The organism is Hymenobacter arcticus, assembly GCF_054779975.1.
This window is the reverse complement of the sequence record NZ_BAAGXF010000002.1, coordinates 401,682-422,640: the sequence shown is the minus strand read 5'-3', so window position 1 is coordinate 422,640 and position 20,959 is coordinate 401,682. Positions and strand designations below refer to the sequence as shown.

At 58.3% G+C, this 20,959-nt stretch carries 15 protein-coding genes; 3 read left to right on the top strand and 12 right to left on the bottom strand.

Annotated features, from left to right (window positions below; all coding sequences use genetic code 11):
• Positions 1–203 precede the first annotated feature (203 nt).
• The 5 genes from ACYVGC_RS05355 to ACYVGC_RS05335 form a co-directional block, all read right to left on the bottom strand.
• The gene (locus ACYVGC_RS05355; RefSeq protein ID WP_460582760.1) at positions 204–2,039 is read right to left on the bottom strand and encodes a serine hydrolase domain-containing protein; all 1,836 of its coding nucleotides are present in this window, start codon (positions 2,037–2,039) and stop codon (positions 204–206) included.
• Positions 2,040–2,090: 51 nt separating this feature from the next.
• Positions 2,091–2,741: an alpha/beta hydrolase gene (locus ACYVGC_RS05350; RefSeq protein ID WP_460582759.1), complete on the bottom strand. Its 651-nt coding sequence runs from the start codon at positions 2,739–2,741 to the stop codon at positions 2,091–2,093.
• A gap of 11 nt (positions 2,742–2,752) precedes the next feature.
• Positions 2,753–3,685 (bottom strand): ring-cleaving dioxygenase, encoded by a 933-nt coding sequence (locus ACYVGC_RS05345; protein ID WP_460582758.1) that lies wholly within the window; start codon positions 3,683–3,685, stop codon positions 2,753–2,755.
• 144 nt (positions 3,686–3,829) lie between these two features.
• The gene (locus ACYVGC_RS05340) at positions 3,830–4,543 is read right to left on the bottom strand and encodes a pirin family protein (protein WP_460582757.1); all 714 of its coding nucleotides are present in this window, start codon (positions 4,541–4,543) and stop codon (positions 3,830–3,832) included.
• A gap of 200 nt (positions 4,544–4,743) precedes the next feature.
• Complete coding sequence (locus ACYVGC_RS05335; protein WP_460582756.1) at positions 4,744–4,983, bottom strand: AtpZ/AtpI family protein; 240 nt, start codon at positions 4,981–4,983, stop codon at positions 4,744–4,746.
• Positions 4,984–5,154: 171 nt separating this feature from the next.
• On the opposite strand from ACYVGC_RS05335, the gene porW reads away from it, so the two are divergent.
• From porW to uvrC, 3 genes are all read left to right on the top strand, one after another.
• Complete coding sequence (porW, locus tag ACYVGC_RS05330; RefSeq protein WP_460582755.1) at positions 5,155–8,238, top strand: type IX secretion system periplasmic lipoprotein PorW/SprE; 3,084 nt, start codon at positions 5,155–5,157, stop codon at positions 8,236–8,238.
• Between the two features lie 92 nt (positions 8,239–8,330).
• Complete coding sequence (locus ACYVGC_RS05325) at positions 8,331–10,685, top strand: transglycosylase domain-containing protein (RefSeq protein WP_460582754.1); 2,355 nt, start codon at positions 8,331–8,333, stop codon at positions 10,683–10,685.
• A gap of 217 nt (positions 10,686–10,902) precedes the next feature.
• Positions 10,903–12,714 (top strand): excinuclease ABC subunit UvrC, encoded by a 1,812-nt coding sequence (gene uvrC / locus ACYVGC_RS05320; protein ID WP_460582753.1) that lies wholly within the window; start codon positions 10,903–10,905, stop codon positions 12,712–12,714.
• Positions 12,715–12,844: 130 nt separating this feature from the next.
• On the opposite strand, the gene porN is transcribed toward uvrC, so the two are convergent.
• The 7 genes from porN to ACYVGC_RS05285 all read right to left on the bottom strand — a co-directional run bounded on the left by porN (position 12,845) and on the right by ACYVGC_RS05285 (position 20,948).
• On the bottom strand, positions 12,845–13,831 hold the full coding sequence (gene porN / locus ACYVGC_RS05315; RefSeq protein ID WP_460582752.1) for a type IX secretion system ring subunit PorN/GldN: 987 nt from the start codon (positions 13,829–13,831) through the stop codon (positions 12,845–12,847).
• A gap of 58 nt (positions 13,832–13,889) precedes the next feature.
• The gene (porM, locus tag ACYVGC_RS05310; RefSeq protein ID WP_460582751.1) at positions 13,890–15,476 is read right to left on the bottom strand and encodes a type IX secretion system motor protein PorM/GldM; all 1,587 of its coding nucleotides are present in this window, start codon (positions 15,474–15,476) and stop codon (positions 13,890–13,892) included.
• Between the two features lie 58 nt (positions 15,477–15,534).
• A complete protein-coding gene (gene porL / locus ACYVGC_RS05305) occupies positions 15,535–16,344 on the bottom strand; it encodes a type IX secretion system motor protein PorL/GldL (RefSeq protein WP_460582750.1) in 810 nt (269 codons plus the stop codon).
• Positions 16,345–16,415: 71 nt separating this feature from the next.
• A complete protein-coding gene (gene porK / locus ACYVGC_RS05300; protein ID WP_460582749.1) occupies positions 16,416–17,432 on the bottom strand; it encodes a T9SS ring complex lipoprotein PorK/GldK in 1,017 nt (338 codons plus the stop codon).
• A gap of 241 nt (positions 17,433–17,673) precedes the next feature.
• Positions 17,674–18,669, bottom strand: coding sequence for a PorP/SprF family type IX secretion system membrane protein (locus tag ACYVGC_RS05295; protein ID WP_460582748.1), 996 nt, complete (start codon positions 18,667–18,669; stop codon positions 17,674–17,676).
• Between the two features lie 167 nt (positions 18,670–18,836).
• A complete protein-coding gene (locus ACYVGC_RS05290; RefSeq protein ID WP_460582747.1) occupies positions 18,837–19,661 on the bottom strand; it encodes a uroporphyrinogen-III synthase in 825 nt (274 codons plus the stop codon).
• 69 nt (positions 19,662–19,730) lie between these two features.
• Positions 19,731–20,948, bottom strand: a complete 1,218-nt coding sequence (locus ACYVGC_RS05285) for a DUF4271 domain-containing protein (protein WP_460582746.1) — start codon at positions 20,946–20,948, stop codon at positions 19,731–19,733.
• Between the last annotated feature and the right edge of the window lie 11 nt (positions 20,949–20,959).

The window sequence follows — 20,959 nt, the reverse complement described above, 5'->3', positions numbered from 1 at the left end:
GAAGGGAAGGAGAATAAATACCCGCTCAGCCCGCAAACAGCAGCCTGAAAAGAGAAACAGTAATTATTTGCAAATCAATAAATTATAAATACTCGCCAACAGTATTCACAATTTATTCATGGCTAAAGGTGCAGAAAATTCCCGGATTTCTGGTAAATCCCCGCGGATTAGCCAAAACAATTTGGCCCGTGGGCGGTGGGCGGCTAGGGCAGCGCGCCCTCAATGGCGAGCTGGAGCAGCGCCGAGCGCACGCCCAATTCGCCGAGCTTGCCGTTGCGGCGCGTGGGGTTCACGCGGTTGGTGAGCAGAATCACGAACAAGTCGAGGTCGGGCTCGACCCAGAAGTAGGTACCCGTGAAGCCGGTGTGGCCGTAGCTGCGCGGGCTGGCGCTACGGGCCGCATTGAGGGCCGGGTTGCGCGGGTCGGGCTTGTCGAAGCCCAGCGCCCGGCGGTTGTCGGGGCAATATTGGCAGCTGGTGTACTCGGCTATCGTCGCCGCCTTAATGAGTTGCTGGCCACCGTAGCGCCCTTGCCAGAGGTACAGCTGCACCAGCTTGGCCAGGTCGTTGGCGTTGCCAAAGAGGCCGGCGTGGCCGCTCACGCCGCCAAACATGGCCGCGTTTTCGTCGTGCACCGTGCCCCGCACCAGCGCTTTCCGGAATAGCGAGTCGTACTCGGTAGGCGCAATGCGTTGCAGCGGGTAACGCCACGCGGGGTTGAAGCCCAGGGTGGTGGCGCCCAGCGGCCGGTATATTTCGGCATCCACAAACTGGTCAAATGGCTTACCCGTAGTCTGTTGCACGTAGTACGGGTAGAGCATGAAGGAGAAGTCGGAGTACACATAGCCGGGCTGGGCATTGAGCGGCGAGGCGGCGATGCCCTGGTACATGCGCGCCGGCAGGTCGCGGCTGCCCCATACGCCGGCCGCCACCGGCAGCGGAAACGCGGCTGAGGAGTCGGGCCGGAAAAACCGCGCCTGCCGGCTACCATCGGGGTTCATGTAGCCCTGCCAGAAGGGGATAAACGCCTTGAGCCGCGCCTGATGCGTGAGCACGTCGCGCAGGCGCAGGTCCTGCTTGTTGGTACCCTTCAGGAAATCGAACATCGACCCCATGGTGAGGTCAGCGCTGAACTTGCCTTGGTCCTGCAAGCGCATGAGGGCGGGCAGAGCGGCCGTCACTTTGGTGAGCGAGGCAAAGTCGTAGAGCGTGCCGTTGGTCACGGGTGCCGCGGGGCCGGCCGCCGTTACCACACCGTAGCTGCGGTGCAGCGCCACTACGCCGTGCCGCACCACCACCACCTGCGCGCCAGGGAAAGCGCCGGCATCCAGCGCCTTACGCATGATGGAGTCGACCAGCACCGGCAAGTTAGCGCGCAGGCCGGCCGCGGCCGGGGTGGCGTAGCTCAAGCGCAGGCCGCCGGGCAAAGCCAGATTATTTGCGAAGCCGGGGCCAGCCGTGGCGGGCGCGAGCCGCCCGGCGGCCCCCATGCCCCCAAAAACCACCTGCACCGCCTGGTTGCACGCCTGGCCGGTGCGCTGCACCAGCAGCACGGCGGCAGCTTGGCGCAGCTCGGGCAGCGCCAGCGCGGCGCTATCGAATACTAACACTACCAGCTTCTTATGCAGCGCCAATGCCCGTTGCAAGGCCACCCGGCTACCCGACGTAGCTTCGGGCAGTGCTAGCAGCAGCAGGTTGCTGGCGCGCAGCTGCGCAGCGTCGGCGGGCCGGGGCCCTACTGCAAAAGTAGCCGGCGCATAATCGGCTACATCTTGCTGAAGATGCGCCATAAAATCAACAAAATCAACTACTTCGGTGCCAACCACGGGGCGCGCTTTCACCGTGGCGAGCCGCAGCGTGTCGAGGCGCTGCAAGGGCAGCAGGCGGCCTTCGTTGCGCAGCACCACCACATCGGGCGCGGTGGGGGCCGGGCCGCCGGGCCGCGGCGACTGGGCCAGGCTGGCCAACGAAGCGAGCAGCCCCAACAGCAGCAGGCAGGGCTTAAAAACGACGGGCTGAGGGAGCAAATACCGGAGCATACGCTCGCAAGGTATTGTGCCTCAGCCCGTCATGGCTAAACTCCAGAAAAACTAGGCAGCCGGGAAGTTGGTGGCCAGCCAAGCCACGGCCCCGTCGAGGTCGGCCTGCACGAGGTTGTGGCCGGCGGGCATATCGCGGCGCGTGAGCACGTAGCCGGCCTGGGTGAGCAGGGCGGCGTAGGCATCGGTGGCGGCGGGGCGCACGGTGGGGTCTTGCTGGCCAGGGGTGAAAAACACCGGCACCGGGCCCGGCGCGGCAAACGCCGGCACCTGCTGCACCAGCGGCTGCATGGGCCGCCACAGCACCGCACCCGCCAGCAGGCCGGGGTACAGCATCAGCAGGCTGCCTGCAATGTTAGCCCCGTTGGAGTAGCCCACGGCAATGAGTTTTTTAACATCAAAGCCATCTTTAACAGCCACTTTACCCAGAAAATCGGCCAGCTCGTGGGTACGGAAGATGACGTCGGGCTCGTCGAACACGCCCATGCCCAAGCGGCGGAAGAAGCGGGGCATGCCGCCCTCCTGCACGTTGCCGCGTAGGCTAAGCACGTTGAGGCCGGGGCCAAAGCGGGCGGCCATCGGCAGCAGGTCGCGCTCGTCGCCACCGGTGCCGTGCAGCAGGAGCAGCGTGGCCCGCGCCGGAACAGGCGCGGGTTGGTAGATATAGGTCAGGGGCTGAAAAGCCGCCGTATTCGGGCTCATAGCACTCATAACTAAGCTAATACGGGCAGGTGGGCCTCGATAGCGGCGCGCTTGCTTTCGTGCTGGGGCGGCAGCATGAGGTGGGTACCCAGCTCGGCCAGCGGCTCATCGACCATGAAGCCGGGGTTGTCGGTGGCTACTTCAAACAGCACTCCGCCCGGCTCGCGGAAGTACATGGCGTTAAAGTACTGGCGGTCAATCTGGGGGGTCACTTGTAACCCCTTTTTAATGAGCAAGTTGCGGAAATACATCTGGCTAGCGTCATCCTTCACCCGGAAGGCTACGTGGTGCACCGAGCCGCCAGCTACGTGGCCGCGCGCCTCGCCGGGGGCCGCTATCAGCTCCACAATATTGGCGGTGTCCAGGGCATCGGTGGCGTAGCGGAAGCGGTTAACGTGCTGGGCCACCAGCTTGTAGCCAAACACCTCGGTAAGCACGGCCGCCGTACCTTTTATATCGCTCAGGGTAAGCGTAATGTGATGGAAGCCGCGGGTGGCTACTTCGGCCGATACCTCGGCGGTGGTCCAGGGCGTGCGGGGGTCGTCGGCCACCTCGGTTAGCTCCAGCTTGAGGCCGTCGGGGTCGAGGAAGGTGAGGTAGCGCTGACCAAACTTCTCGGCCGGCTTGTTATAGGTAATGCCGTTAGCCTCAAAGCGTTTCATCCAGAAATCGAGGCTGCCCACGGGCACGGCGTAGCCGGTTTCGGTGGCCTGGCCGGGGCCGCGACGACCAGCCGCCAGGTGCCCCCAGGGAAAAAACGTGAGGATGGTACCGGCCGAGCCGCGCTCATCGCCATAGTACAGGTGGTAGGTACCGGGGTCGTCGAAGTTGACGGTTTTCTTCAAAAAGCGCAGCCCCAGCACTTTGGTGTAGAAGTTGAAATTGCGCTGGGCATCGCCCGCGATGGCCGTGATGTGGTGCAGGCCTAAGATTTTGTTGTCCATGATAATTAGTGAGTTAAATGGTTATAAACGAACAAAAACCCTACCCCCGGCCCCTCCCCTTCGGGAGAGGGGAGCCCCGGCGGCGCTATTGTATTCGTTAGGCTCCCCTCTCCCGAAGGGGAGGGACCGGGGGTGGGGTTTTTGTTAGTGATTGATAGGCGCTTCAATCAGCAGGAAGCGCGTGTCGGCGGCGCAGTCGAGGTGCACGTTGCCGGTGCCTTCCCAAATGCCCAGCGCGTCGCGGGTGCCGAGCACCTCGTCGCCCACCCGCACGGTGCCGCTGATGACGAACACGTAGAGCATTTTATTGGCCGGAGCGAAGTGGTAGTCCACGCCCTGCGTTTCGGTGTAGTAGCCCAGCGAGAGCTTGGCGTTCTGGTTTATCCAGCAGTGGGCGGTGCCTTCCTCATTGCTCACAATGGTGGTGAGGCGGTTGGCGCGCTTGTCTTCCGGAAACTGGCGGCGCTGGTAGCGCGGCGTCACGTTTTGAAGCTTGGGCTCAATCCAGATTTGCAGGAAGTTGACCTCGTCATCGCCCACGTTGTATTCCTCGTGCCGGATGCCGCTGCCGGCGCTCATAATCTGCACGCCGCCGGCCGGAATCACCTCCGAGTAGCCCAGCGAGTCCTTGTGGTTCATGGTGCCGGCCAGCAGCACCGAAATGATTTCCATGTTGGCGTGGGCGTGCAAGCCAAAGCCTTTCTCGGGGGCCACGTAGTCATCGTTGAACACCTTGAGCAAGCCAAAGCCATTGCGCTCCGGATTGGCGTAGGGGCCAAAGCTGAAGGTGAGGTGGCTTTTCAGCCAACCAATGTCCTTGAGGCCGCGGTCGGTGGCGGGGAAAAAATGCGTGCGCATGGCGTAAAGGGAAGAAGTAAAACCGATGACGCATCAAAGCTACGATGCAATTAATGTACCTACATCAATTGTGGGGGAAAAGTTTTCCTGCTCCCCATTTTCCCTAAAGAATCAAGGGCAAGAACTCTCGCATTCAATAACACAACTCATTGTTAATCAACTAGAAGCTATTAACCAGCTGCTAAAAGCTAACAGCTCACCTACCGGTCGCTGCTCACGCTGCGGATGACCTGGTACAGCGCCAGAAAGATGCCGCCCAGCGTGAAGCCGATGGTGTACCAGGGCGTTTTGGGCTGAAAGTGGCCGTCGAGCCACACGCCGGCCCAGGTGCTGAGGCCGATGATGGCGAGCATTTGGATGGCGATGCCCGAGTACTTGGCCAGGGCCGAGCGGTCGGAGGTGGGTTCGCTGGGGGTGGGCGGGGGCGAATTGGTGGCCATGTGGGGCGGCGAGCAGGGAGGTGAAAGCGCGGTGAGGCCGGGCCGGGTTTCGGCCGGGCCGGGCGTAATTTTACGAGTTGCCGCCCGTTAGGGCCGGGCGGACCGAACATTTTGGGTTGGGCCCGGCGTTGCGCTAGCCACTTATCGTTCTTACCAGACCAGCTTTCGACGTTGAAAATCGCTATTCCTCTGAGCTATTACCGGTTGTGGCTACTGGCCTGGCTGGGGCTGAGCGCCGCCGGCTGCGCCTCCGACAAGTCGCTGGTGAGCCACGCGCTCAACAACGTGGCCGCCCGCGACAACGGCTTTTTCCTGGCCCGCGAAAAGCTGTGGGCCGTGGAGGAAGGCCTGTACAAGGCCCGCAACAATGACTACAACCGCCTGCTGCCCCTCTACCCTACCCTAGACAGCGGCACGGTGCGGGCCACCCGGCCCGACCTGAACGACATTATCAAGAAGGCGTCGCTGCCCATTCAGCACCGCGCGGGCTCCGACTGGACCGACGATGCCTACCTGCTGGTGGGCTGGTCGCGGTTCTACAAGATGGAGTTTGACGACGCCATCCTCACGTTTAAGTACGTGAACAGCACCAGCCGCGACCCCATCGCCAAGCAAGAAGCACTTATTGGCCTGATGCGCAGCTTCTTGGTAACCAAGCAGTTGGATAATGCGAAAGCGGTGTCCGATTTGCTCGACAAAGAAGTGGGCCTGCCCAAAGATGCGCGCGAGCTATTCCTGGCGCGCGCCGACTACTACCTCCAGACCGAGGAGCCTGCCAAGGCCATTGAGCAACTGGAGCGCGCCGTGCCGCTGATTCCGGCCAAAAACGAGCGGTCACGCACGCGCTTCCTGCTGGCGCAGCTTTACCAGGCGCAGGGCCAGGACAAGGAAGCCACCGCGCAGCTCAACAATATTCTCAAGCACAACCCACCCTATGAGCTTGATTTTCAGTCAAAACTGCTCTTAGGCCAGGTATCGGAGCTGGATAAGCAGAGCAAGGAACGGCTGGACAAGTACTTCGCCGCGCTGCTCAAAGACCCCAAGAACAAGGAGTACCAGGACAAGATTTACTACGAGATGGGGCGGCTGGCCTACCGCCAGCAGAAGTACAGCGACGCGCTGGGGCTGCTGCGCACTGCTGCCAAGGTGCCCACCGTCAGCAAGTCGCAGAAGGGCTACACCTACCTGTTGGCCGGCCGCATTTACTACGAAAACCTGCACCGCTACCGCTTGGCCGCCGCCTACTACGACAGCACCGTGCAGGCCATGCCCAAGGAAAACCCGCTGTTCCTGGCCACTCAGGAGCGGGCAGGCATCTTGCAGGAATTTGCCAAGCAGTACACTATCATCGAAACCCAGGATAGCCTGCAAGCCCTGGCCAAACTGCCTGACACCGAGCTGGATAAGCGCCTGACCACCTATGCCGCTGCCGAGCTGGAAGCCAAGCGCGTAGCCGCCGCCAAGGCGCTGGCCGCTCAAAAAGTACTGGCCCAAAAGCAACAGGCCGACGCCAGCCGCATCAGCTCGTCGCCGAGCGCGCTCAGCGGCAACCAGCGCGACATCAGCAACCCCAACTCGTTTGATGCTACCACGGCGGTGGCCTCGGGCGCGGGCTGGTACTTCGACAACGCTACCTCGCTGGGCACGGCGCGCAGCGACTTTTTGCGGCTCTGGGGCGACCGCAAGCTGCAAGACAACTGGCGCACCACCCTCACGCCCAGCTCTTCGCCTAATGCCCCGCAAAATGGCGGCGCGCCGTTGAGCGTGACCGGCAACGACCAAACCCAGGTGAATGGCACGGCCGCCGGCACCAACCCGGCCACCGCGCCCGTGGTAGACCCGCTGGCCGAACAAAACGCGCTCGTGGCTACCTACCGCCAGGCTATTCCGAGCACGCCCGCCCAGCTCCAGGCATCTGACAAGCAGGTGGAAGGGGCTATGTATGAGTTGGGTGGCATTTATAAAGAGCTATTGAAGGAGAAGCAGCGGGGCTACGAAACCTACGCCGGCGAAGTCACCCGCTACCCCCGCGGCGAGCACGCCCCCGACGCCGACTACCTACTCTACCTCTACTACAAGGACCTGCCCGACCCGGCCAAAGCGGCCGAGTACGCCGCCACCTTGCAGCGCGAGTTTCCCACCTCCACCTACGCCAAGCTCATCGCCGACCCGCTGTACCGCGAGCACGAGCGCGCCCTGCACAACGCCGTGGCCGCCCGCCTCGACTCGACCTTTACTTTATATAAAGACCAGTACTTCACCCGCGCCAAGGCAGCCGTGACGCGCCTCGAAAAGCAGTACCCCAAGAGCGACCTCACCGACCGCGTGGCGTATTTGAAGCTGCTGCTGGCCATTCGCACCCAGGCCCCGGCCGCCGTGCGGGCCTCGGTGGGACAGTTTGCTAAGGAATACCCCGATAGCCCCCTGGTACCCCAAGCGCTGGCGTTGGCCGGGGCCTACAAAAAGGCTGAGGATGGCCAATTGACTGGGGCCCTGGCTTCTACCGAAAAGCCAGTGGTGTCGGTGTTCCGGCCGGGCGAGGTTGACAACCGCATCCGCATTCTCTACGCTCCCGATGAGTCGCCAGCCGCGCCGCTGGCTACGCCCGCGGTAGTCCCCAGCGCAACGCGTAACGTGCCGGCCACTAGCCTCAATACGGCCACCGCACCCGCCGCACTCGACGCCCCAGCCAAAGCAACTAAACCCGGCAAAGCCTCCCCTGGTACGCCCAAGGCAGGCACCCCGGCTCCTACTACCACACCGGTGCCCAGTGCTACCCCGACTATTGCCCCGGCCACGAGTATCCCCACGCCCACTGGCACTGCGCCCGCTGCCCCGGCTCCCGCAGAGCCTGCGCCTACCGCCCCAGCTGCCCCCGCCGTAGCCTACGCCACGCAGCTGAGTGCCGCCCACGCCGTAGTGCTCGTGTACCCCAAGGGCACTGCCCCGGCTGCCGACCTGGCTGCGCAGCTCACGGCGTATAACAACAAATTTTTCCGGGCTAATAACCTTACCGTGCAGGCAGCCCAGCCGCTCGGCACCGACCAGGAAATGGTGGTGGTCCGGTCTTTGCCGGGCTCCAAGGTGGCCCAGAGTTACGCCACTAAGCTGCGAGGGCCGCAGTCGCCGCTGGCCCGCCTGCGCGGCCAAGGTTACCAGACGCTCACCATCAGCCTGGCCAACCTGACGCTGCTGCAAGAAACGGGCGGCGACCTCGCCGACTACCAACAATTCTACCAGAAGGTTTACCAATAAGGAAATTTGGGATTAATAATTAGGAAAGAGGAATTACCCATTGCCTTTAGCTAATTTCTCATTCTAAATTCTTCATTACCAATTACTTAAAAATGCCTAGTTCTTCTTCCTCTCCGGTTCGCCCTACTTCTACTGTGCGCCGGGGCCCACCGCCGGTGCGCAAGGGGCGCTTCCAGGCGTTTACGCGCACTATGTGGGTACTGTTTGGGAGCGGGCTGGTGGCGCTGATGCTCTACCTGGGGGCGGTGAGCGTCAATTTCATGAACCTGTTTGGGCGCATGCCCAACCTGCACGCCCTCGAAAACCCAAAGAGCGAGCTGGCCTCCGAAATCTACTCAGCCGATGGCGTGCTACTGGGCAAGTACTTCCGCGAGAACCGCACGCCCGTTGATTATAAAGACCTGCCGCAGAACGTAATAGATGCCCTCATTGCCACCGAAGACGTGCGCTTCGAGCAGCATTCGGGCATTGACTTTAAGAGCATTATGCGGGCCGTAGCCGGGCTGGGCCGCAGCGGCGGCGGCTCTACCCTGAGCCAGCAGGTAGCCAAGGTGCTCTTCAAAACCCGCCCCGGCGAGGAAAGCAACCTCAACGATGGCACCCTCAACGGCCCCGGCAAGCTGGGCCTGCTCATCACCAAAACCAAGGAGTGGCTGCTGGCCATCAAGCTGGAGCGCAATTACACGAAGCGCGAAATCATGCGGATGTACCTCAACACCGTCGATTACGGCTCCAATGCCTTCGGTATCAACACGGCCGCCAAAACGTTTTTCAACAAGAAGCCAAAGCTGCTCACCACCGCGGAGGCGGCCACGCTGGTGGGCATCGTGAATGCGCCCTCGCGCTTTAGCCCGGTGTTGCACCCAGTACGCTCCAAACGCCGCCGCAACTGGGTGCTACAACAGATGGTGAAAGCTAATTACCTTAGCGCTAGCGAGATGCAGACCGATACAGCCAAGGCCATCGTGCTGCACTACAGCGTCGAGAGCTCGGTGCAGGGCCTGGCGCCCTACTTCCGCACCGAGGTGGCTAAATATTTACAAACCTGGGCCCGCGAAACTGACCACGACCTTTACGCCGACGGCCTGAAAATCTACACCACCCTCGACTCGCGCATGCAGACCTACGCCGAGAAGGCCGTGGCCGAGCACCTGGCCTTGCAACAAAAGTGGTTTTCGGCCCACTGGCAGGGCCAGCTACCCTGGCGCGATGAGAACGGCAAAATCATTCCGCGCTTCCTGGAAACGGCCATGCGCCGCACCCAGCGCTACAAGTCGCTGGTGACGCGCTTCGAGGGCAACAAGGATTCGGTCAACTACTACCTGCATCACAAGTACCACATGCAGGTATTTTCGTGGCAGGGCGAGCGCGACATGCTCATGTCGCCGATGGATTCACTGGCCTACTACAAGCGCTACCTGCGCGCTGGCTTCATGGCCGTAAACCCCCTCAACGGCTACGTAAAGGCCTGGGTGGGTGGGCCCAACTACAAGTTCTTCAAGTTTGACCACGTGCGGCAGGGCAAGCGCCAGCCGGGCTCCACGTTTAAGCCCATCGTGTACACGGCGGCTATCGACCAGGGCTACTCACCCTGCTACCCGCGGCCCGATATTGCCACTACCTTCCCCGGCGCGGCGGGCCGGCCGCCCTACACGCCCCACAACTTTGAGGGCAGCTTTTCGGGGCGCACCTTCACGTTACGGCAGGCGCTGGCCCGCTCTATGAACTCCATCACGGCGTGGCTGGTGTTCAAGCTGGGCCCCGAAACGGTGGTGGCCTACGCCAAGCGCCTGGGCATCACCTCACCCATCGACCCCGTGCCCGCCGTGGGCTTCGGGGCTTCCGATTGCAGCATCTTTGAGCTGTGTGGCGCCTACGGCACCTTCGTAAACAAGGGCGTCTGGACCGGCCCCATCCTGGTGACGCGCATCGATGACAAGAATGGCAACGAGTTGCGCCGCTTCGTGGCCCAAACCAAGGAGGCCCTCAGCGAGGAAACGGCCTACGTGATGACTAATATGCTGCAAGCAAGCACTACCGAGCCGGGCGGCACCAGCACCATCCTGCACACCGGCTTCAAGTTCAACACATCCATCGGGGCCAAAACCGGCACCACCTCCAACTACTCCGACGCCTGGTTTATGGGCATCACGCCTAACCTCGTCTGCGGCATGTGGATTGGCGGTGAAGACCGCAGCATCCACTTCCGCACCGGCGCTTATGGCCAGGGCGCTCGCCTGGCGCTGCCGCTCTACGGCATCTTCATGAAGAAGGTGTACGCCGATAAGTCGCTCGACGTGGATACCGGCCCTTTCCCGCTGCCAGCCGCGCCGCTCACCATCGAACTCGACTGCAACAAGTACTACGGCGGCCAGCGCGATACCATCCCGAGCGACCAGAAAATGGCCCAGCCCAACCTGGACGACCTCGACGACAAGGACATCTAAAAATCGCGGATTTAGACAGATTGCGCTGATTTCGCTGATTCGGGCGTCAGCAAACAGCTCTCTGTTCATCAATTACTTATCCGATTCGCAGATGGCCGGCTACTTTTGCCGGCCATTTTGTGTTTTATTCCCGTACCTATTCATTCTAGCCAAGAAAGGGCAAACCCGCAGTCGTCCGAATCTGCGAAATCTGCTCAATCTGTGTAATCTGCGATTTATGGCGGCCAGTGCTCCTCTTCAAGCTCAAATCAACCACCTGCCCCACCAGCCCGGCGTGTACCGCTACTACGATGATGAGGGCATTATCTACGTGGGCAAAGCCGTGGACCTGCGCAAGCGCGTGAGCAGTTACTTCACCAAGCAAGACCACAACAAGAAAACCCAGCAACTGGTCAAGAACATCAAGCGCATCGAATTCACCATCGTGAACTCGGAGTCGGATGCGTTTTTGCTGGAGAATAACCTCATCAAGCAGCACCAGCCCAAGTACAACATCCTGCTCAAGGATGGCAAAACGTACCCGTACCTGCTGCTGACCAACGAGCGTTTTCCGCGCCTTATCCCCACGCGCAACAAGCAACCCGGCGACGGCTATTACTTTGGCCCCTACGCCCACCAGGGCTCGCTCAACGTGCTGCTGGAGCTCATCCGGGCGCTGTATCCGCTGCGCACCTGCACGTACAACCTGAGCCCCGAAAACGTGGCCGCTGGCAAGTTCAAAGTGTGCTTGGAATATCACATCGGCAACTGCAAAGCACCTTGCATAGCCAATGAGGACGAAGCGACTTACAACCAATACATTCAGCAAATCCGCCAAATTTTGGGCGGCGACCTGCGCCTGCCCAAGCAATACTTCCGCGATAAGATGACGGCCGCCGCCCAGGATATGCAGTACGAGCTGGCCCATCAGTTCAAGCAGAAGCTGGACAAGCTGGACGACTTTCAGGCTAAAAGCACCATCGTGAGCGCCACGCTCACCAACATCGACGTGTTCAGCATCGCCTCCAACGAAAAGGCCGCTTTCGTCAACTACTTCAAGGTGATGAATGGTAGCATCATCCTCACCCAAAATCTGGAGCTTACCAAAAAGCTCGATGAAACCGACGCCGAAATCCTAGAGCCGCTTATCATGCAGTTGCGCCAGGAATTCGAGAGCGAGGCCAGGGAAATCCTCACCAACGTGCCCGTAGGTGACTTGCCCCTACCTGGCGTGAGCGTGGCCCAGCCCCAAATCGGCGACAAGCGCAAGCTCTTGGAACTCAGCATCAAAAATGTGCTCTACGCCCGCAAGGAGAAGGAGAGCATGAATGAGAAGAGTAAGGACGTGAACGAGGTGCGCATTATGGAGCAAATCAAGAAAGACCTGCGCCTCAAGGAGTTACCTAAGCATATCGAATGCTTTGATAACTCTAACTTTCAGGGCGATAACCCCGTGGCGGCCATGGTGTGCTTCCGCAACGCCCGCCCCAGCAAGAAGGACTACCGCCACTATCATATTAAAACGGTAGTGGGGCCCGACGACTTCAAATCTATGTACGAGGTGGTGACACGCCGCTACCGCCGCCTGGTAGACGAGGGCGCCAGCCTCCCCCAGCTTATTATAGTAGACGGCGGCAAGGGCCAGCTCAGCATGGCCGTGAAGGCCATCAAAGACCTCAACCTGTGGGGCCAGATGTCCATCATCGGTATCGCCAAGCGCCTCGAAGAAATCTACGTTCCCAACGACCCCCTGCCCCTCTACATCGACAAAAAAAGCGAGAGCCTGCGCCTCTTCCAACGCATGCGCGATGAGGTGCACCGCTTCGGCATCACCTTCCACCGCAAGCTGCGCGATGAGGCCACCCTCAAAACCGAGCTCACCGATGTCAAGGGCCTCGGCCCCATTACTGCCGATAAGCTCTTAAGCAAGTTTAAATCAGTTAAGAAAATACGAGAACTAACTGAAAGCGAACTGATTGCCGAAATAGGTAAGGCCAAAACTAAGGTACTGCTGAGTTACTTCGACCAGCAGGAAAGTAGTGTAGAATAAGCTTTAGCTTGTTCCTAATAAACGCAATAGGCCAAAGCTTACTATAACTAACCTAAAAGCAAAACGGCCCGGGCTACAAAGCACGGGCCGTTTAGTTGTTAAATCCGGTAAATCAGTCTGAATCTACAGTTTAGAAAGACCACAGGCTATACTCGTATTCTACCAAGTCAGCCGCAGTTTGCTGCGCAGCTAACAGGCCCTCGCGCTCGCTGCCATACTGAGTAGCCAGGTCATCGCCCGAAGGATTCGAAACCTTCACGATATACGAGTTGAACAACCACAGTTCAAAGGCATCAGCCAGGTTCTTGTGCTGGGCATCGTTCTGCGCATTGAACCAGATGGCCGTCTGCGGATTGTTGCGGAATACTTTAACCAAGTCCGAGTACTTAAATGAAGCGACGTTCTTCTCCAGGCCCGACGTGTTGGTAGCCAACGTAGAAGGCAACTTCAGCGACACCGTTTTAATCTGGTGGTACATCCGCGAGCGCTTCTTATCAAATATCATCTCTTCCGTCAATTCCATCTGGTAGATGTCCTTGGCGCGATAAGGAGCCGTGGTAGCGGGCGGGGGCGGCGGTGCAACGGCAACGGCCGAAGTTCTCACGGTCCTGTACACATACTGGCCATTCCTCCTTACTGGCCTGCCTCTACTATCTAGTACTCGCTCACGCCGGGTGTTCGAAGCTGCTTGGCGAGCAGGAGTAACAGGCGCGCCCCAACCATCGTTGGCAGGTGCTGGGGTGCGTCTAGCGCCTGGCGCTGGCGTAGCACCCCAGTCACCACCATCAGCGTCGGGGCTAATGGGGGCTTCAATGGCATACGACATGTTCTCTGTCATCTCTTTAGGAGAGAACGTCGACGTAACAGAGTCGTTCCGGTAAGCCTGTAGCTCGCCACGGTTTACAGCATCTATAATGACCCGGCTGATTTCTTTGCCGTCCGAAAACATCGGGCGGTTCTGCTTCTCACGCAGGTCAATGGCGCGCCAGATGGTTTTGCGAAACATCTGGTCGGAAGCCGGAATCTGCCGGATGGCTCCCGTCGTTGCCGTCGAGGTAGCCTGCTCCTGCGCCCGGCCCACCAGCGTAACCAGCAGGGCCGCAGCGGTGAAAGGCAATGCTTTGAAATAGCGGGTCATAATAGAATTTTTAAAGCTAACGAATTACGTAATTACCTTATTGCAGCGGGATGTTAAACGTACGAGTCATGCTCACATCTTCCGTTTGGTTTTGGAAGTTCATGCGCTGCACACCCTGTACCTCCAGAAACAAGCGGTCACCTTCTTTATAGGCATTCACCATGTCGCTGAAATCACCCTGCGGGCCATTGATGGTTTTTGGACCAATAACCGGACGCTTACCACGAGCCAAAACGGCCGTGAAGCGCGACACGCGGTAGCGCGCATCCTCGGGAAGGAAAGTGGCGAAGCCTGGGTCCGGAATAGCACGCATGGTGATAGACCGAATAGAGGTGCCAGCAGTTCCCTGCTTCTCATTTGCTTCGCTGCCGCCAGCGTAGCACTTGATGGTAGGGTTAGGAATCGGACGCACTTTGAAGGTTTGCGAGCCGATGGCGTTGCCACCACTGCTCACGTTCAGAGTTACTTCGCGGGCGTTGGGCACTAGCGTCACATCACCTTTCTGGCCCGTGATAACCGAAGCACCCGAGGCCGAGAAGCTAGGCTGGTACTGGGCGCCAAGGGCCGGCACTTGCACGCTTAGCTTGTTGCCACACTTGTAGTATAGCGCCTGCACAGAAGCCGACTGAATCTGCATCACGGGCTTGGTAATGGTATAGGGTACCGTTACTTTAAACGTCGTGTCGCGGCCGTTCTGGTTGATGCGGATGCTACCAGTCCAGTTAGCCTTGGCATTACCAGCAGCATCGAAGCTGCCGGGGCGAGCCGTGAACTCGATTTTACCGTGGTTGGTCTTGGGGTCAACGGCCAGCGCACTACCGTTATAGGTCATGTTCTGCTTTAGGCCACTGGCAGCAGCCGTCAGGAATAACTCAGCTTTATACTTAGTACCAGCGGCTACCGTGTTTGACTCAGCCGAGGCGAAAGCGCCCAGTTTGTCAAATACGATGGTTTTAGCACCAACTTTCTCAGCCTGCTTCTGCAAAGCATCAGCCTGGTATTTTAGCACTTCCGTTTCCTTCTGGCTCAGCACGGCCAAAGCGGCTACTACCGGCGTGTTTTCGAAGTTCAACTCAGCGAAGTTTTTGTTCTTCTGCTCCGAGTTGGCTGCGATACGAGGGTCGGATTTAGCATCCATTGCCAAAGGCATTGCGTCGGGCACAAACTGCTTGATGTACTCCGAGTAGTCATTCAAGCGCTTCTGCACCGTGTAAGCCTCACCGTTCTGCTTGCCGCCGAGCATGGTGATGGCCACCTTGTCTTCAGCACTCATATTTTTGTAGTCGGTCTGCCCCTTTACGTTCTCGGTGGAAGCGTAAAGCTTGTCGCGCACTTGGCTGAGGTAGTCTAGTACTTTTTTCGTCTCGTCGCGAATTTCTTCGCTTTTCTTGAGCACTGCCACGTCGGCCGCTTGGTTGCGGTTTTTGGCTACAGCTGCTTCGATGCCTTTCACAGTGCCATCAGCAGCCTGTTCGGTCTTGCCATTAACATCCGTGAGGCTGTCGTCAATAAACTTGAATTTCAGCAAAATTGCTGAGTTAACCTGGAGCGCCAGCAGAGCGGTCAGCACGAGATACATCATGCCAATCATCTTCTGCCGCGGGGTTTCTTTTCCGCCTGCCATCTGCTAGATATCTTACTAAATTGTTATAGAATAAGCGATTAAAAATTAATTTAGTCGCTTAGGCAGCGGGGTTACGCATGGCGTTCAGCATGTTGCCGTACACGCGGTTGAGCGACGTGAGGTTGCCGGTGAGGGCAGCCACCTGGCCCTGCATATTCTCGGTGTCTTTGCCGGCCTGCACCATGTTCTCCATGGCTTTGCCCAGCGTACCGTAAAACTGGTTCATCGACTTGAGGTGCGTGTTAGCATCCTGCAACTCCATTTCGTACACCGCGTTCAGCGCACCCAAGTTCTTGGTTACGTTCTGCACTTGCAGGTGGTACTCTTTGGCATCGCCCGTAGCGTTAGAAAGCGACGTGATAGCCTCTACCGTGTTCGAGTAAGCCTTGTTGATGCCGTCGAGCGACTGCGCAGCAGTGCGCACTTTAGCGGTATACTCGTCAGTAGCATTAGTGGCGTCGCCGAGTTTGCCAAGCTGCGCGGTAGTAGCGCTGAGGCGGTTCAGGCCTTGGCCCAAGTTGGTGAGGGCTTCGGGGGTAACGTTGGCGTTTTTCAGCATATCGTCCAGCTTGCCTGTCAAGCCGTTGGGCGCGGGCGTCTTCTCACGGAAGCGGTTATCGTTGGTCGAAGGGTCGTAGCCTTCGCTCAGTTCAGGGTAAACCAAGGCCCAGTCGTGGTCAGCCTGGTGGGGCTGAAAAGCACTCAGGAAGAAAATAACTGCTTCGGTACCAAGGCCGACCATCAGCATAGTGTCAGCACCTTTCCAATGAAGGATTTTGAAGAGTGCGCCGATGATAACTACTGCTGCACCAATGCCATACACCTTTGGCATTACGTCGTCGTAGAGGAAGTTTTTCTTAACAGCCATTTTGAGTAGAAAGCTTTAGCAGCTCAGTTTTAGAGAAAGAGAAAAAGGATGAATTGGACTACAAAATAATATTAGTTCAGGCGACGGTTGGTACCCATGCCAATCTGAATCATGGAGCAGCGGAAACCGATGTAAGAGCGGGCCGAATCTTGGTATTCAAAGTTGCGGGTACCAGTTTCGAGGAAGTACTGGATGTCTTTCCACGAACCACCGCGCACTACTTTGCGGGGCTCGTTGTCGTCGGGGTTGGTAGGGTTCAAGTCCCACACTACAGGCACCGAAGCTTCCATGTAAGCATCATCGCACCACTCGCTCACATTGCCGGCCATGTCATACAGGCCGAAGTCGTTGGGGAAATACGAGCCTACTTCTGAAGTGTAAGCGTAGCCATCGGAAGCGTAGTCACCGCGGCCGGGCTTAAAGTTGGCTAGCATACAGCCCTTGGTATTGCGCATGTAAGGACCGCCCCAGGGAAAAGTTGCGCCTTCGCGCCCACCACGAGCAGCGTACTCCCACTCAGCCTCCGAAGGCAAGCGGAAGTTGGGGTAAGGAGCCTCACCCGTTTCTTCGCTCACTACACTTTTGAGCTTGGTACGCCAAGTGCAGAAATAGCGAGCGGCAAACCAATCGACGCCCACTACTGGGTAGTCGTCGAAGGCTGGGTGTGAATAGTAATATTCCAAGAGCGGGTCACCCATGTGGTAGGTGAAGTCGCGCACCCAAACCGTAGTGTCGGGGTATAATTCAGTTTTAATGTAATCCTCACCAAGGGCCTCCACTGAGTCCTGCATGATGGCATTCACGAACTGACGGTATTCGTTGTTCGTGATTTCGGTTTCGTCCATGTAGAAGCCGGCGATGGTCACCTGCTTGTTCATATTCACCATCGAAGCCGCGATATCCTGGTCAGTCTGGCCCATATGGAAGGTTCCACCGGGGCAGGGCACCATTCCAAAGGGTACTTCCTGCGGGTTGAAGATGGGCCGGTCGTCGGTACCAACTAGGTCGCCCTGGAAGTTTTTCGTAAAACAGCCACCCAGAAATACCCCCGATAAGGCTAATAGAGGTAATACCAGAAATTTTTTCATAATAGGAAGAAAAGAACTAATTTATAAGCCGGGGGCAATTGATTCAAATTGTGTATTTACTGGCAAATCTACGTTGCTACTAGTGGCTGCGCAATACGGCATTGGCACGTAAAGCGCCTTATTCGCTCAGCGGGCAAAAAAACTCGCTAAATGGCCCTAAAATCCTATAAATTCCTGAATTAGACCCCAACAACTTTACACTTGCACAACCTGAATGTGAGACGCCTTCTGGGTTTGTGGGTTAAAAGCTATACCGGGGGGTACGAATAGGTGGCCGGGTGAGTAACACGGCTTTGGGTAACCGGAGCGAAAGCATTATTTCGTGAGAACTGAAAGCACGGGCAGCCTGGTTGAAGGCAATGAAGTCGAAGGCATAACCAAGGCGGTAGCGATTATCGGGGCCGAAGCCGTAGCCAAGCAGGCCAGAGATAGACTCGTCGTAGCGGTAATTTAGACCAGCCCAAAACTGGTCGTTGAGTGTGGCCCGCACACCTCCCTCCACGGAATAGTTATGCTGGTTGTCGTACTTGCTTTTGGTATCGTAGCGGCCTGGTAATACGGCCTTTACCAATACCATTGGCGTAACCGTAACGCTGGAGGATGCTTCGATATTGTAGCCGGTAGTGAAGTAGGCGTGGTTCTCGCCCAAGTACTGGCTGGCTATGCCAGTGGTGCCATTGCTCTTGAAGGTATACTCGGAGCGCAGCAGATTATTTACGCTCAAGCCAGCGTAGAATTTGGGGGCCTCGTACCAGATACCCGCCCCGGCATCAAACTTCTGGTCCGACGAGTTGGCGGGGATATTGACGTCGGTGGGGTCAATGGCCCGGTACGTACCCTTGCCGATGTAGGTGTAAATACCTTGAATGCCAATGCCCAGCTTGCCACTACCCAGCTTGATGTGCTGCGAGTAGGAAAGCGCCGCATTAGTCATCTTCGTTACCCCGGCTTGGTCGTAATAGACCACTAACCCCACCCCACCACCGAGGGGCAGCACCGGAATGGAAGCCGACACCATGCCGGTGCGCGGCGAGCCGTTATCGTCGCCCAGCGAGTTGTTCAGGTTGAGGTATTGGTAGCGGCCAATAATGTTTACCTCCGTTTGCCCCTTAATGCCTGCGTAGGCTGGGTTCAGGTACATGCCATTGAGGCCGTAGTGCGTGAACTGCGGCTGCTGCTGCGCAAGGGTGGGAACAGCGGCCGATACCAGCAGCGCGGCAAGTACAATTCCTTTCATGGGAGAGACGAAGAAAGGGGACGAAAGATAAGGTTGGAGGGCAGCAGGCAGCACGAGCAGCCTACGTTCAAATGTAACTACGAATACGGGCGTACCCACTACCCACCACCAAAAAGAAACGACCGTCTAAATCGTTCACTCACCCGTTGTCAATTACCGCTCTCGTGCTAGCTCGCCGACTTGTCTTTGCCCACTGCTAAGCCCGTTTTGGCGGCGTGTTGCCGGATGTAGGCTTCAATGGCACCCGTCATCGACGGCGCATTGGGCATGGGGGCCTCAATGTCGAGAATGAGGTTGGCATCGCGAACGGCCTTGGCAGTGGTGGGGCCGAAAGCGGCGATGCGCGTACCGCCCTGCGTAAAAGCGGGGAAGTTGACGAACAGCGAGCTGATGCCGGAGGGGCTGAAGAAAGCCAGGCAGTCGTACTTAACTTCCGCCAAATCAGAGAGGTCGCTGGCTACCGTGCGGTAAATAACAGCCTCCGTAAACTTGAGGTTGTTGGCGCGCATGAACTCCGGCAGGTCGTCTTTGCGGATATCGGAGCAGGGGTAGAGAAACTTTTCGCCCTTGTGCTTTTTGATAACCTCAAACAGGTCGGTGGCCGTACGCAGGCCCACGAAGAGCTTGCGCTTACGCAGCACAATGTACTTCTGCAAGTAATTGGCCGTTTGCTCGGAGATGCAGAAATACTTCATTTCGGCGGGCATCTCAATCTTGGCCTCCTGGCAGATGCGGAAGAAGTGGTCGACCGCATTACGGCTGGTGAAGATGACTGCCGTGTACTCCAGGATATTGATTTTATCCTTGCGGAATTCCTTGTAGGGGACCCCTTGCACGTCAATGAATTCCCGAAAATCTACGCGAATACCATATTTCTCAGCCAGCAAGAAGTAGGGCGAAACGTCGGTGGTAGGCGTGGGCTGGGTAACCAGAATGCTGCGAATGGGCTGGGCGTGCCGGTCCAGACCCGGCTGTGCTGCGCTCTCGGCCATAGAAGAAGTAAGGGTAACGCTAGAACTATAAAGAGAAAACTGAGCCTCGCCCGAAGGCAGCGGCACTGCCTAAGCAGGGTACGTAAACACGATGAGTTTCAATAATACTGCCAAGGGCAGTACTTCAGTAGCACAAAGGTACGCGAACAAATGAAGATTAAGGAGCGAGGCCCGTTGATGCAAGGTTCGGGCCACGCGAAGTACTGTGGCAGTGAGCAATAGCAGCACGCAGCCATTGGCCAGGCTAACAACGCCCGGCCAGTGGGCGTTCAGTCCGAGATAGAGCAAAAGCACCACGGGTAACAGTAAGCCCAGCAGCAGGGTGGTGCGCAAAAACTCGCGGTAGTGCAGGTTTACCAGCAGACGCAGATCGAAGATGTAGCTGAGCAGCTCTACCAGCAAATACTTACTGATTATAAAACTGATAATAAGCCCCGTATATAACAGCACACGGGCTATAATGGCCGACTCAGGTACGTTGAGCACGCGCTGCAACAGCGGCAAGTTGCTAAAATCGGTGTGCAAGGCTGTGAGCAGTAGGCCCAGCGATAGGGAAAACAAAAGCACCAGCGCCGTATTGAGCCACGTGAAGGCTGGGCGCGTGAGAAAGCTTTGCGGGTCGGCCGAGCTGCCAAATAGCTCATTTACTTGCAGAATACGCGCCAGGCCCACCGGGTAAGCGCTGCGCACCACGCCGTAGAGCAAGCCCAGCAGCAATAGCAATAGCAATAGTACGTTGGAACCCTGCACCGGCGGCAGGCGCAGCAACGGCAGCGCACTGGCGGTGGTAGTGGCCGAGGTGGTAGTGGCCACGGCTGGGAGCAGTGCCGCTGCCGTGGAGGCACTGAATGACCCAAGCGCCGGGTAGCCCTCGGGCTGCCACACGGCGAGCAGATGCGGCCGGCCCACCTGCGCGGCGGGGGCCGTGCGGGCTAGGTCAATGGTATACCGCCCGGCCGCGGGGGCCGTGAATACCAACTGGTTATCCAAAAAAAGACTTAGGCCGGGGGCGGCGGCAAACGACAGGCGAAAGGGCTGCTTTGGCAATAGCCGCACCCACTGGTAGTAGGCGTGGGCTGGGGCGTGGTAGCCCGGCAGGTAGAGAATGAGGCGGTTACCGGCCGCATCGTGCAGCAGCCAATTATCGGCCGATAAGCCGGTGGCAGCAGCGGGCGGCAGCGGCTGGTACTCGGCGGCAGCCACTGGCAGCAAAAGCCCTGCGGCCAGCAGCCAGGCCAGCACCAGGCTCAGGCAGTAGCGGTAAGGAAGCAGGCGGGCCGCAGTCACTCGCACTAAGT